Source organism: Nostoc sp. MG11 (assembly GCF_014904695.1).
Lineage (GTDB): Bacteria > Cyanobacteriota > Cyanobacteriia > Cyanobacteriales > Nostocaceae > Komarekiella.
In genome coordinates this window covers 1-12,315 of the sequence record NZ_JACXXN010000082.1, presented here as the reverse complement: position 1 = coordinate 12,315, position 12,315 = coordinate 1, and the positions used below count along the sequence as shown (strand labels likewise).

Sequence of the window (12,315 nt, the reverse complement as noted above, 5' to 3'; positions counted from 1 at the left end):
TTGCGGTGAATTGGATTTGCGCGGGGGAGCGTAGACTCGTTCGGCTTTGTCTTTTTCTAAAGGTAGTGGCTTGTCATTAGCAATCACTTGGTGTTCCGGTTCAACTTGCGGAGGCTGATCACTCTTGCTTGAGTCAGGCTGAGATGATGCCTGATGTTGCTCCACAGGACGATAAGCAACAAGTTCCGGCTTAGGGTTTGGGCTTTGGTAGTTGGGTTCTGGCTGGTGTTTGGGAGGTTTAGATGGGCGTTGGGTAGATTTCATTGACACCTTGTTTTAATGCAACTTAGCTGGACTGGAGATTTTTAATCTTTCATTAATCTGCTAGCAAGGATTCTAGTTGTTGTAAAAGACTTGTAATTTTCTTAGCTTTTTTTGGGTCTTTCCATTGTGAGGACTTTAACATCCTCTGAGAGATGTCTTGAAATTCCTTTTTCAAAGAAGGAGCTTTTTGAGGTTTCACCTTCTCAATACGATCTCGAATTTGTCCTAAAGATAACTTTTCATTAATTGCCTGTGTTAACAAGCTAATTCTCAACTCTTCATCTTTAACTGTAGCGATCGCTCTGGCTTTGGTGTATTCAATCTGCCCAGAACGTAGTACTTCTAAAACGTCTGCTGGTATATTCAACAGTGGCAACCGACTGACACGAAAGCTTTCTGGTGATAGCTTGCCAACTGTTGTAAACACGTTTTCTACAATTTCCCACTGTTTGCGGAAAACGTTTTCCGTACTCTCGTCTGACCACTCAACTTTCTTCTTATCTAAATGTGCTTTCCGATTTAGCAAAGCAATTACTTCCTTAGCAGAACAGTTTAGCTGCCACGACAATAAGTGCAGTATCCCTTCCGTTTCTTCTACTGGATTGAGGTCTTCCCGTTGCAAATTCTCTAGTAAGGACAGCTTTAAAGCCGAAGCTTCGTCAACCTCTAAGATGACAGCAGGAACTGACGTTAATCCAGCATCTTGTGCAGCACGGTATCGGCGCTCGCCTGCAATTAATAAATACTGACCATCACCATAGGGGCGCACCCATAACGGTGATTGTACTCCCACTTCTTTAATAGAAGCAGTTAGGGTAGCAAGTTTGTCAGGATCGAAGTAGCGGCGCACTTGTTCAGGATTGCAGACAATTTTCTCAGTTGACACAGCAAATTTAGCAGTATCACCCTGAACGCTATTATTTGCTACCAGCCCTTGTAATTGTGTGTTCAGCGATTCTAGTTCAGCAATACGCTGTTGTGATTGAGTTAGCTGTTCTTCGACTTCTGCTACTTGGGAATTAGCAGAAAAATAGTCATAGCTCTTATTTTGCAACTTTCTTGTCACCTTTCCCCTCCTGCAAAATAGCTGACAATTCTTGGCAGATGGGATAAAAATCCTTGATTGCTTTATGTGTTGAGCGATGCAAGTGCAAGGGAATACCTTTTCCCGAAGCATTGCTGAATTCACATGAATAGCGGACGTGCGGATAGCATTTAATTTTTAATGAAGTGAGCATTTCCGGTAACTGACTCAACAAATCTCGCTGGGTTGCTTCACCACTGTCATATTTAGTAGGCACAAATCCCAAAATTTGAGGTTGGGGATTGAGGCGTAGTTTTCTGCAAGCCCCTCGATACCAAGATAGCAACACATTGGCTCCTGTTAGTGACTTCGGACTGAGTTCGACAGGAATTAACAAATGTGTAGCTACTGCTAGCGCTAAATCGTTGAAATTTCCCAGTGTAGCAGGACAATCCAGAATCACAAGTTGATGTGGTAAAGGAAAATCCTCAAACTTATCTGCCAAAACGTACTCACGGCGATTACGAACTGCCAATTCCGACCCAACTTGAATCATTACTGGCCCACCCAAACATATTTGCAATTTCCCTTTTGGTTTACCCCACTCTGGCATCAGCAAGGGCCAATTACCGTCAAAATTCTCGTTAAACACAGCGGCGATCGTTTGCTCTAACGGCGGGTCTTTGTCCAACCCACAGAACTGACTCATGGAAACGTTAGTATCAAGGTCGAGTAACGCAACGTCGAAGCCGCGCTTTGCCATTTCATAGCCAATATGAACGGCTAGTGTAGTTTTGGAAACTCCTCCGGCATTGGCTCCAATCCAGAGAACAACTTGCTTCATCTATCTGCAATTACAATACTTGCGTTTTGTTATACTCTATCCCTAAAGAGAAATCAAGTTAAGTTTAGTTGTTCATGGGAGTAAGGCAACCTAGCTTATACGGAAAACGTTTTCCGTTCATTGGAATTGGAGTATCACTGCCAAAAGCATTTGACCTTCAGCAAGCTCTATAAGTTTGTGATTACTCTGGAGTGAGGTGAGTGTAATTAGTTTTTATGTAAACGATGTTTTACAATACTTTTCACATTAATCATGCTGATTTTATGTTATTTTTATGAATAATCCTGGTTGTGTCGCAAAAAGTGAATGAGATGGTACGGTAGAAAAGCTTTGTCGTTGATGATCAACTTCCCATGCCCACCCCACCTCTATTCAAATGGCGTCATTTTCAGTCGGACATCATTCTGTTGAATGTGCGTTGGTATTGCCGCTATGCGCTTTCTTATCGAGAATTGGAGGAAATGATACAGGAGCGGGGTGTGGAGGTGGAGCATTCGACGATTAATCGATGGGTGCTGAAATATGCGCCAGAACTGGACAAACGGATTCGACCATATTTGCAACCGACGAATGATTCATGGCGGGTGGATGAAACGTATGTCTTGGTTAAGGGAGTGTGGAAATATCTGTATCGAGCGGTCGATAGTGCAGGTAACACACTGGACTTTATGCTGAGTGCAAAACGGGATGGTAAGGCAGCAGAACGGTTTTTCCGCAAAGTCTTGAAAGCATTTCACACCCAATCGCCGCGCGTCATTACAGTGGATAAAAATGTGGCGTACCCAAAAGCCATCAAGACATTGAAAGGCGATGAAACACTAAAACAGACAACCCAGTTGCGGCAAAAGAAATACTTGAACAACATAATTGAACAAGATCATCGACCAATTAAGCGATTAATGAACGCAAGCATGGAATTCAAATCGTTCAACACAGCAAGCCGCAACGCTCATCAATCGTTAGGGTACTGAGTAATTCTTTCACCGAATCTATTCCGCGTTCTACTTTTCCAATCACCAACTGATTTAGCGTTAGTTTCTCAAGGACTCCCCATTGAAAAGAGTTGGTTTGTATACTACTAATAATTGACAAGTATAAATAAGGAAATCTTAAATGCCTCTAATCCAACATATAGTTTTGTTAAAATTTCAACCACAAACCCCTGCCCAAAAGATTGCAGATATATTTAAACATCTACAAGAAATCACGAAATTGATTCCAGGGATCAGCTACTTTGCAGGTGGTACATATTCCAGCAACGAAGGCTTGAATCAGGGTTATACGCACGGATTTTTAATGACTTTTGAGAGCGCTGCTGCCCGCGATGCCTATTTACCGCATCCGGTTCATGAAAAAGTCAAAGTTGAAATCTTATCGTGTATTGATAGTGTAATCGCATTTGATCTTGAAGGCTGAACTACTTACACTTAATGCGAAGCAGTGAGCTTTTGATGGAGGAGGTGGGAGGCTGTTCTTTAACAGGGAAAGTTAGGGACTTGAACAGGGTGATTATTTTTTAATATCATAGAAATCTGCTGGTGTAGGTTTCGACGCTTGCTTGGCGTATTCTTCTATCAGGGGAGCATAATCTTCTTTTGTGGGCAGGGTCTCGAAGCTATGAACCGCAGAGGTCGTCGCCCATAACAGCTTTTCCCTCGTCCAAGTTTCGATGAAAGGCGTGAACCATGAGGCATCGTCCAGCATCGTCACACGAAGGTTGATGAACTCGTCTATTCCTTCCGGGCGAGTAAACATCCAACTCATGCAGTGTGGGCAGAAGTAATGGCGAGTCGCGCCATGTAAACCGCCAATAGTCGGCTGACCTTTCAGTACGGAGAACCCAATACTTGGGATTGCGGCGCTTAAAGAAAAAGCGCTGGCGGTCATTCGCTGGCAACCTGTGCAGTGGCAAGCCATCGTCAGTAGAGGGGGGGCATTCACCTGAAGCCGTATCTGTCCGCAACGGCAGGAGCCTGACCAAGGCAAATTCCAGTCGTTCATGACGTGCTGCTCCGTTCTTTATTCATGTTCATGCTTAACTAACAATAATATTTTATGAATTATATGCAAATACAAAAAAGGAAAGAGAAAGCAACAGAAATCGAATACTTTATCGCAAATCCTGTCCAAAATTGGGGAGTATTTTCCAGCAAACCGAAAGGCCATTTTTTGCTGCTTCTTAGGCAACTCCACAAGCAGAAAACAACGCTTGACGGTGCTGTTCCTCTTGAATCCTGATCAGGTGTAATTGGGCGATCGCCGCCGTAAATTCGTCATCACTACGTAAGAGTGAACCGACTGCCCAATCAATCGCCGCAATTAAATAGTGTTGATAGACGCGGTGTAATAATGAAATTAGCTCTTGTCTGGGATATCCGTTTAGCAGACGCGACAGAAAATCTAAGCCATAGTCCTCGTAGATGAAGAGGAGATCCCATGCCGGATCACCAATCATCATATCTCCAAAATCAATGATGGCGGTCACTGACTTTGACCTCTCATCAAAAAGGACATGATCAGGACTGAGATCGCCGTGCAGCAATACGGGATGAAACGCCTGTGCGTTAGCAGATTCCAAATATTTGCTGATCGCTTGCTCAATAAAATATCTCTCTGGTTTATTAAGGGTTGGATACAACTCTGCCCGTGATCGTAATAACAGGTCAGAATACTGCTCGGCATAGTTCTGAACGGGTACACTACAGGTGTTTGCGGTCAACAGATTGCTGGCGTGAAGTTGGGTCAGGAATGTCGCAACCTGTTGGGCGCAGTGTGTACGACTGGTTGCATCAAGGCTAAGGTATCGTTCTTGTGATAATGAGATACCTGGCACAAAAGGGTAGGCGGTGAATCGCAGTTCCCCCTGATCATCCATGCCTGCAATCTGTGGCGACGGAATTTTGAGCGTAAATTGACCTGCCAGACTAGGGAGTAGACAGTATTCACGACGGAGGCTTTGACGCGCAGCATCATGTTTCCCGAAGCGGCAGACCCACCCATCATTGATAAGATATGTCCAACAGAAGTCTCCTTCATCAAGATAGCGAATTGATTTAACTTTCCATTTTGGACAAGCGAGCAAAATAGCCTTTACTACTTCTTTTTGATTCATTGACCCTGCTGGATAGAATTGTTAAATTATCTTTTTGTTATTAATAATCTGTTGACTAATTTCAATAGGTATACCAAAAGTTTGGTAAAGATTTAATAAATCACTTTCGCTTGGGTTAGCAATTTTGCTTAACTTTTGCTTACCAAGCGATAAGACTTTTTGGTATTTTTCATATTCTTCTATGAAAATCAGATTATCATTTGGCTTGTATCCAAGATGAAACATTCTTCTCATTAGTTTGCGGAGGATATAACCATGCTTATAATTGCTAGGCGTTATACCTTCACTCATAATCCAACTACAGGTTCGGTAGTGGTCTTTTAAAATAGGATTATCAAAAGTTTGGCAGAAGCAATCTATCTCATAAATACTTTTTTTCTTGCTTAATACATAAGTTAAGCGTTCTAATCCTAAACCAGAATCAATACATCTAATAGGGGTGGGAGCTATATTGCCATTAATGTCAACTTGAGAATCAACAAAAACAATATTGTAAAACTCCAAAAATCGGTCTGAATCTAGGTCAATATTATCCAGTTTTTTGTGCGGTTCAAAATCGTAAAAGAACTCTGTACACTGTCCTAAAATTCCAGGTTGTTCTGAACTCCAAATGTTTTCATAAGTTAAGACAATACGCTCTTGCGGCAAATATTTAGACCAGATTTCTTGAGTTTCTTGATCGTCTGGGTGAACCGTAATAATCAAATTATCGGAATTGATACCATAAATTTTAGTTACTAATTTATAACCTAAACAAATACTTTCCTGTTTGAAGTAATCTCCAAAACTAAAATGTCCTAACATTGTAAATCCCGTTAGGTGTCTTTTAGACTTACCTACTAAGTCAATGTCATTGGTACGAATACATTTTTGAGATGTTACAACTCGTTTATGTGTAGGTTGTTGATGCCCTTCAAACATGGGCTTAAATGGTATTATCCCAGCAATTGTGTAGAGTAAATCCTTATCTTGCGAGATTAAGGAATGTTCTGGTAAATGATAATGCCCATGTTCTTTATAAAAATTAATAAATTGTTGTTCGATTTGGCGACTTAATTTAAAGCCGCCGTTTATGCGTCCTGCATTTTCATTTTTTGCCTCTGGTATTTATGCATCTAGCTTATTGTAGCACATATAATACAAATGAGATACATTAACCTGAGATAACACTGTGCGATTTGCCTTTTGCACTCATCAGCAGTGTATTTGCTCTAGGTTTAATGTTGGTCGAGTTGGAATTTCGTCATGAAAACTCAGTATTACACTGCCACCAGCTTAGATGGCTTCATTGCTGATGAAGAAAATTCCCTCTCTTGGCTATTGCAATTTGGCGAACTTGAAGATAGCAGCTATTCTGGCTTCATCAGATCTGTTGGGGCAATAGCAATGGGTTCGACAACCTATGAATGGATTCTCACTCATCAGATCAATGAACAAGCACAGCATCAGCAACGATGGGTTTATGAGCAACCAACTTGGGTATTTACTACTCGCGTTTTGCCTACTGTGGAAGGAGCGGATATTAGATTTGTTAAAGGGGATGTCCGTCCTGTTCATCAAGAGATGATTGGGGCGGCAGGCAATAAGAATATCTGGCTGATGGGCGGTGGAGACTTAGTTGGTCAATTTCACGATCATGGGTTACTTGATGAGGTAATTGTTCAGATTGCGTCAGTCACACTGGGGAGTGGAGCATTATTGCTACCACGTAAAATCGTTACACCTCTGTTAAAACTTTTATCTGCAAAGGTATATGGCAATGCCTTTGCGGAGCTTCATTATGAAGTTTCCCGCTCACGCTGATTACGTAATTATAAATCTGTTGTTATAAATTAATCAGGATGAGCTTTGTGAGGGCATGAACTAAACCACTGCTAACCAATCGCACACCACAGACTTACACCCGGACGCAAAGTTAACAGCCACTAGCCACTGCCCCAGGTAGGAGTTCCATATTGGCTCACCATCAGCAACGCCAACAGCATCACCGACTTTGGAAACAAGCTCAGTGTAGAACCGACCAGCACTTTCTAACCCCTGACGCAGTTTTAACTTTAAGCCCTTCCAGCCCTGGGTAGCTTCATTTAATGTTTGGGGAATATCGTGTGTGTCACTGATTTGGGTTTGTATATCTATATTATTAGTGACTGACACGGATTCACGATTTAACATTTCATCCCGACTTAGCCACTGTCCGAAAATCGAATTACTCTAATCGTCGGGTGGCACAAACTGATAAACACACTCCCGTTTTCCTCGCGGCCCCAAGCGACCGATATAAGATGACCGCAAATCAACCTTGTCTAATAACTTTTGCGCGATACCTGCGGCAACCCTTGACAGGGAACACTACCGGGGTCAATTTCTCACAAGTGTAAAGTAACAAGTGATCGCCTTCACACCCCCAAAAACTTACTTCATACACTCGACCCAATCGCACACTACGGATTTACACCCCGAAGCAAAGTCAACCAAGACTTGCCACTGTCCTAGATATCCATTCCAAAATGGCTCACCATTAGCAACCCCAACAGCCTCACCAAAAGAGGAAACTAGTTCATTGTAAAACCGACCAGCACTTTTTAATCCCTGCCGCAATTTCAACTTCAGCCCCTTCCAGCCCTGGGTAGCCTCATCTAATGTTTGGGGAATATCGTGTGTGTCAGCAACTTGTGTTGTTAACTCTATATTATTAGTAACTGACACCAACTCCCGATTTAACCACTTCTGGAAAATCGAATCACGCTCATCATCAGGTGGCACAAACTGATAAACACACTCCCGTTTCCCTTTTGGGCCTAACCGCCCGATGTAAGACAACCGCAAATCAATCTTGTCGAGCAATTTTTGTGCGATCGCAACAGGAGTGAGTTTTTCCGAAATAGTCACGTTCAGGTAATTCTTGATCAAATACCGATGCTCCACGGCGATCGCCTTAAACTCCTGCATTCTCTGATCCGAAGAACACAACTGTTTCCCAGGTGTAAGCAACTGCAACAGATTGAGATTTTCCATCAACATCACCGCGCTTAAAATCTGCCCCTTGTTAAAATCCGGCTTCCAAATAGCATTCTCCCCAGCCTCTAATTGTGCCTTGGCTCGTTTAGCATCACGATTTGTTAAATACTCCCGCCCCAGGGTTAAGTAATAGTGCATCCGCAGTTGAGGATACCAGCCGTCATCATCCTTCTCCACCAATTCGGGTGTCACATCAATTTCATAGCGACGGGATAATTCCGCCTTGCGCTGCTGGTGTCGTTCAGTTTTGGTTTTCGCCCGTTTGTCTTGCAGTTTCTTCAATTCGGTTTGGGACAGTTCATCAGCATCCGAGATCGCCTGACACTCGGTTGCATACAATTGTTCGGATGCGGCTTTCACTTCTTCCAAAACTCCCTTGCTTTCATCCTCATCGATGTCATCAACATCAATAATTGTGTAGCCATCTGTCACCAGCCCCGCAAGGACAGATTCCTCATACCGCCTCATCTCAACATTAATCACACATCCCCGTTTACCCCAAGTCTGTAACGATTCTGGTTGAAAATTCTGGTCAATATAACTCAAATCCGCATTGTCCGCTACCGACAACAGCGCAATATTCGCCCGTGTTGCTGTATGTTGACTGCCCAACAATACGCCCATCGATGTAGAACCATTGCCCACAGTCCCCATACCCTGCTTTCTCACCCAAATGTGACGGTCAACAGTTTCCCGTAGTCTTGCCAACATCTGACGTACAGAGTTAACCGGTTGCACTCCCTGAAATATCCCCCAAACAGCATCAAAATGCCCCTTGATATCAATTGATACACCAGTTTCTAAACTTGGGGAAGCTATCACTAGGTCGTACTGGGTCAGAATTTCGTTGAGATGAGCGATACAACCAAAAGCAGGATGTGAAGGGTCAGCCACAGATTCGCTGTCAATTCGCAATATTCGTAAATAGGGGAATTTGCGCCGAAAGCGTTCTTCAAGTGCTTGTGTTCCCCATTTAGATTTGACTTTCTGGGCAGAACAGCACAATAGATGATGTCCTCCAGTAGCAATTGCTTTGTCTAATGCTGCAATTAAATCTTTGGGATTTTTACCACCGTAGTTGTAACAATTACCAGCATTGTGACGATAGTTGTTGACGATCACGAACGGATTAACTCGACATTCCCCCGCTAGTGATAAAACATACTTAACATCATTATCTGACACATCGGCACTAGACAGGTAAATCTTTCCCTGACTGCTGCCCAAAACATTTTGTACCAGTTGTTTAAGGTTTTTTAGGACAGACACACGACGTTTTTGCACCTCGGTTCCAGAGTTAAGCAGATGCCAGAAAACTTGGTCACATTCATCGATAATGACAATATCATTCGTCCAATCATTGGGGTTAAACCTAGCTTGGCTTTCATGATGTAACGAGTCAACACATACGCCATATCCAAGCAAGTCGCCTGTTTCTGAACCGTGAACTTCTGTAACATAGTTGACACCAAAGCGATTACATAGCGCTTCACCTAGCTGAATGCGGGGGCTGTAAAATCAATTCGCCGTTATAATAAGTTGCGCCTTCTGGTTGCCATAACTCCTCCGGTTCAAGGTTAGGGTCTTCTCGAAAGTCCAAGCAGCTGTCGCCGTCTACCCCATCAAGATGGACAGCACAGACGAGGTAAGGGTTATGGGCATACAGGAGACAGCGATCGCATATCAGAAGTTTTGCCATAGTATCAGTTTACTGCCTGATCCAAACGATGGTTCCAGGCGGGTAATTTTTTCGCTTGAGTTTGATTAGGGGCAAGGATATCAATGTAGGTAGCGATCACTGACTTCTAACTGGGAACCATAAAATTAGAGTCATTTTTAATACTTATGTTTTCTAACTTTAGCTTTGTTGCAATTAGCATTCTATTTCTAGCTCAAACGGCGTTACCTGTTGTTGCCAACAATCTTACCGCTACAGTTGTAAGCGTAGGCGACGGTGACACCATACGGGTGAGGACTGGTAACAAAACTGTAACAGTCCGTCTCGCTTGCATTGATGCACCAGAGACAAAACAGAATCCTTAGGGTCAACAATCGGCAGCGCAACTAAAGCAATTACTCCCAGTAGGGCAAGCAATTACTCTACGCTCCGTTGAAACTGACAAATATAAGCGCTTGGTTGCAGAAGTGTTTGTTGGTAATCGCAGTGTCAATGTGAATATGGTACAAGAGGGACAGGCTGTTGTGTACAGGCAGTACCTCAAAGGTTGCCCAGAGTCTAAAGATAGTCTATTGCAAGGCGAAAACAGAGCCAAACAACAGCGTTTAGCTTTTTGGAGTCAAGCTAATCCTGTGATGCCTTGGGATTTTCGCAGAGGCATTAAAAAGACAACTTCCCAACCGACTCAACCCCAGCAACAGAATACCTGTGATCCTTCTTACCCTAACTTTTGCATTCCTAAGAATTCATCCGATTTGAATTGCCGAGACATTACCCAACGAAGATTTAAGGTACTACCACCTGACCCTCACGGGCTTGACCGAGATGGAGATGGCATCGGCTGTGAACGGTAGAAAATTTAAAAACAGAAAACAGTCAGCTATTAGCCAGTCAACTTAATCACACCTTGGGCCACGAGATATTCAAACTGAGAATAGTGCTGTGTTTGCTCTCGCAACAACTTAAGTTGCTCGTAGGTAATAATGTGTAATCCTGGACGGACAACATAACCTTCAATAATGATGCTTTGGGGCTGCTGGCTATCGGTGCGGTTGTAGGTAATTGAAGGCATATTTGCAATCATATAAGTCAGAACTGATCACTAGAAGAGAGTTTGACTCTTCACTCTATTACAGCTTACACAAGTTCCGATATTAGGTGAGTATAGTACGAGCGAATACCGAAGCGCACAAAGAACTCCCAGTAGAAGCAATGCTTGTGGGGTGCGGGTTTTATGAATAGGGAGAAGCAAAAGATTACGTTACGATAGAATTAGGCAACAAAGACGTGTTTAGTGAGCATAACTGACGCTTTACAGGTTTGAAATAAATCGGAGTCAAACGTTATCGGAATTCAAAAGCAACTAATTAACTCGCAAATCAAGTCACACCAAGTCTTCTTGATTGACCACGAGAATAATAATCGTGGTTTGACCAACACACATGAGGCGCTACAGCTAGCCGAGAGCCTTGAGCTTGACCTAGTTCTAGTCTCTGAAGGTAAAGAGACTCCAGTCGCAAAGATTCTTAACTATGGCAAGCTTCAGTATCAAAAGAAAAAGCGTCAGGCACAGAGTGCTAGACCAGTAGTAAAAGAAGTTCGGTTCGGTTTAAATGTAGGTGTGGCTGATTATAAGTTACGCATTGAACAAGCAATTGGGTGGTTGAGTAAAGGTGATTCCGTGAAGTTTGCTGTTCGTCTACGAGGTCGAGAACATCAATATCGTGAGCAAGCTGGAGAATTACTAGACCGGGTTGTAACTGATCTTAGTTCAGTGGGTAAAGTCCAGTCGCTTGATAAACGCTCACTAATTGCTCTAGTCATTCCTGCCTAAATTAATTTTTTAGAGATATAGTGACGTTCTCCCGCATTATATTCGCAGAGTCAACGGCGAAGAACGTCACATCAGCATTTTCATTCCTCACTCGGAAACTGCCGCATCATCGAGAGCAACTCCACCGCTTCCCCATCCGGCGTATAAACAAGCCAGTTGGATTGTCGTACCAACCATCAGCGATCGCACCCTGCACATTGATAGTGTTTTGATAAGTAATAGTCAGTTCCGCTTTGCGCTGATACTAATAGTGGCAGTGAACTATTGTGTTTGTCAACTACAAGTTGCATAATATGGCAAGTCGAGAAGAAATAGAAGAGGTCGTAATGTTACCACTAACTGAAGTGGGTTCTATTAGATGGACAGATGCGCGTGGGCATAAGATGCGTGCACTGCGTGGCGATATACCATTAGTTACTTTATCCAAAAAGCTTGCTGAACTAGAAGTAGAGATTTCTCGCCAGTATTTGAACAGGATGGAGACAAATACAGAAGTCAAAAGCGCTTCTCCAGAACTCGTGACTGGTTTATGTCAAGTATT

Annotated in this window: 14 protein-coding genes and 3 pseudogenes; 7 read left to right on the top strand and 10 right to left on the bottom strand. The window is 43.0% G+C overall.

Going from position 1 to position 12,315, the window contains the following annotated elements; genetic code table 11:
• The 3 genes from HCR01_RS35420 to HCR01_RS35410 all read right to left on the bottom strand — a co-directional run.
• Nucleotides 1-264: hypothetical protein (locus HCR01_RS35420; protein ID WP_226890005.1), on the bottom strand; the 264-nt coding region annotated here is incomplete at its 3' end.
• A gap of 52 nt (nucleotides 265-316) precedes the next feature.
• Nucleotides 317-1,330, bottom strand: a complete 1,014-nt coding sequence (locus tag HCR01_RS35415) for a ParB/RepB/Spo0J family partition protein (protein ID WP_193200589.1) — start codon at nucleotides 1,328-1,330, stop codon at nucleotides 317-319.
• The gene (locus HCR01_RS35410) at nucleotides 1,308-2,132 is read right to left on the bottom strand and encodes a ParA family protein (protein WP_193200587.1); all 825 of its coding nucleotides are present in this window, start codon (nucleotides 2,130-2,132) and stop codon (nucleotides 1,308-1,310) included. The genes HCR01_RS35415 and HCR01_RS35410 overlap by 23 nt, the downstream gene beginning before the upstream one ends.
• A 353-nt stretch (nucleotides 2,133-2,485) precedes the next feature.
• Here HCR01_RS35410 and HCR01_RS35405 point away from each other — a divergent pair.
• Both HCR01_RS35405 and HCR01_RS35400 read left to right on the top strand, forming a co-directional pair.
• Nucleotides 2,486-3,076: pseudogene (locus HCR01_RS35405) on the top strand (IS6 family transposase); the annotation flags it as partial.
• 169 nt (nucleotides 3,077-3,245) lie between these two features.
• Nucleotides 3,246-3,548 (top strand): Dabb family protein, encoded by a 303-nt coding sequence (locus tag HCR01_RS35400; protein ID WP_193200586.1) that lies wholly within the window; start codon nucleotides 3,246-3,248, stop codon nucleotides 3,546-3,548.
• 93 nt (nucleotides 3,549-3,641) lie between these two features.
• Here the strand turns inward: HCR01_RS35400 and HCR01_RS35395 are convergent, their stop codons facing one another.
• The 3 genes from HCR01_RS35395 to HCR01_RS35385 all read right to left on the bottom strand — a co-directional run bounded on the left by HCR01_RS35395 (nucleotide 3,642) and on the right by HCR01_RS35385 (nucleotide 6,288).
• A complete protein-coding gene (locus tag HCR01_RS35395; protein ID WP_193200585.1) occupies nucleotides 3,642-4,133 on the bottom strand; it encodes a GFA family protein in 492 nt (163 codons plus the stop codon).
• A gap of 178 nt (nucleotides 4,134-4,311) precedes the next feature.
• Nucleotides 4,312-5,214: a phosphotransferase family protein gene (locus tag HCR01_RS35390; protein WP_193200584.1), complete on the bottom strand. Its 903-nt coding sequence runs from the start codon at nucleotides 5,212-5,214 to the stop codon at nucleotides 4,312-4,314.
• Between the two features lie 51 nt (nucleotides 5,215-5,265).
• Nucleotides 5,266-6,288: an alanine--tRNA ligase-related protein gene (locus HCR01_RS35385; protein WP_320073254.1), complete on the bottom strand. Its 1,023-nt coding sequence runs from the start codon at nucleotides 6,286-6,288 to the stop codon at nucleotides 5,266-5,268.
• Between the two features lie 201 nt (nucleotides 6,289-6,489).
• Between HCR01_RS35385 and HCR01_RS35380 the strand changes: the two genes are divergently transcribed.
• Nucleotides 6,490-7,047: a dihydrofolate reductase family protein gene (locus HCR01_RS35380; RefSeq protein WP_193200583.1), complete on the top strand. Its 558-nt coding sequence runs from the start codon at nucleotides 6,490-6,492 to the stop codon at nucleotides 7,045-7,047.
• Between the two features lie 60 nt (nucleotides 7,048-7,107).
• Here HCR01_RS35380 and HCR01_RS35375 read toward each other — a convergent pair whose 3' ends face one another.
• From HCR01_RS35375 to HCR01_RS35365, 3 genes and pseudogenes are all read right to left on the bottom strand, one after another.
• On the bottom strand, nucleotides 7,108-7,398 hold the full coding sequence (locus HCR01_RS35375; protein WP_193200582.1) for a hypothetical protein: 291 nt from the start codon (nucleotides 7,396-7,398) through the stop codon (nucleotides 7,108-7,110).
• Nucleotides 7,399-7,656: 258 nt separating this feature from the next.
• Nucleotides 7,657-9,768: pseudogene (locus HCR01_RS35370) on the bottom strand (plasmid replication protein, CyRepA1 family); the annotation flags it as partial.
• Nucleotides 9,752-9,961: a hypothetical protein gene (locus HCR01_RS35365; protein ID WP_193200581.1), complete on the bottom strand. Its 210-nt coding sequence runs from the start codon at nucleotides 9,959-9,961 to the stop codon at nucleotides 9,752-9,754. The gene HCR01_RS35365 and the pseudogene HCR01_RS35370, both read right to left, overlap by 17 nt.
• 146 nt (nucleotides 9,962-10,107) lie before the next feature.
• Here HCR01_RS35365 and HCR01_RS39560 point away from each other — a divergent pair, with 146 nt between their 5' ends.
• On the top strand, nucleotides 10,108-10,305 hold the full coding sequence (locus HCR01_RS39560) for a thermonuclease family protein (RefSeq protein WP_226890004.1): 198 nt from the start codon (nucleotides 10,108-10,110) through the stop codon (nucleotides 10,303-10,305).
• A gap of 15 nt (nucleotides 10,306-10,320) precedes the next feature.
• Nucleotides 10,321-10,794: pseudogene (locus HCR01_RS39555) on the top strand (thermonuclease family protein); the annotation flags it as partial.
• A gap of 29 nt (nucleotides 10,795-10,823) precedes the next feature.
• Here the strand turns inward: HCR01_RS39555 and HCR01_RS35355 are convergent.
• Nucleotides 10,824-11,012 (bottom strand): hypothetical protein, encoded by a 189-nt coding sequence (locus tag HCR01_RS35355; protein WP_193200580.1) that lies wholly within the window; start codon nucleotides 11,010-11,012, stop codon nucleotides 10,824-10,826.
• Nucleotides 11,013-11,285: 273 nt separating this feature from the next.
• On the opposite strand from HCR01_RS35355, the gene infC reads away from it, so the two are divergent.
• Both infC and HCR01_RS35345 read left to right on the top strand, forming a co-directional pair.
• Nucleotides 11,286-11,774, top strand: a complete 489-nt coding sequence (gene infC / locus HCR01_RS35350) for a translation initiation factor IF-3 (protein ID WP_193199814.1) — start codon at nucleotides 11,286-11,288, stop codon at nucleotides 11,772-11,774.
• 293 nt (nucleotides 11,775-12,067) lie between these two features.
• Nucleotides 12,068-12,315: hypothetical protein (locus tag HCR01_RS35345; RefSeq protein WP_193200579.1), on the top strand; the 248-nt coding region annotated here is incomplete at its 3' end.

Bases quoted from the DNA above. Each gene is read 5' to 3' on its own strand.
- HCR01_RS35410 (WP_193200587.1), bottom strand. From the start codon at position 2,132: ATGAAGCAAGTTGTTCTCTGGATTGGAGCCAATGCCGGAGGAGTTTCC.
- HCR01_RS35400 (WP_193200586.1), top strand. From the start codon at position 3,246: ATGCCTCTAATCCAACATATAGTTTTGTTAAAATTTCAACCACAAACC.
- HCR01_RS35395 (WP_193200585.1), bottom strand. From the start codon at position 4,133: ATGAACGACTGGAATTTGCCTTGGTCAGGCTCCTGCCGTTGCGGACAG.
- HCR01_RS35380 (WP_193200583.1), top strand. From the start codon at position 6,490: ATGAAAACTCAGTATTACACTGCCACCAGCTTAGATGGCTTCATTGCT.
- HCR01_RS35365 (WP_193200581.1), bottom strand. From the start codon at position 9,961: ATGGCAAAACTTCTGATATGCGATCGCTGTCTCCTGTATGCCCATAAC.
- HCR01_RS39560 (WP_226890004.1), top strand. From the start codon at position 10,108: ATGTTTTCTAACTTTAGCTTTGTTGCAATTAGCATTCTATTTCTAGCT.
- HCR01_RS35355 (WP_193200580.1), bottom strand. From the start codon at position 11,012: ATGCCTTCAATTACCTACAACCGCACCGATAGCCAGCAGCCCCAAAGC.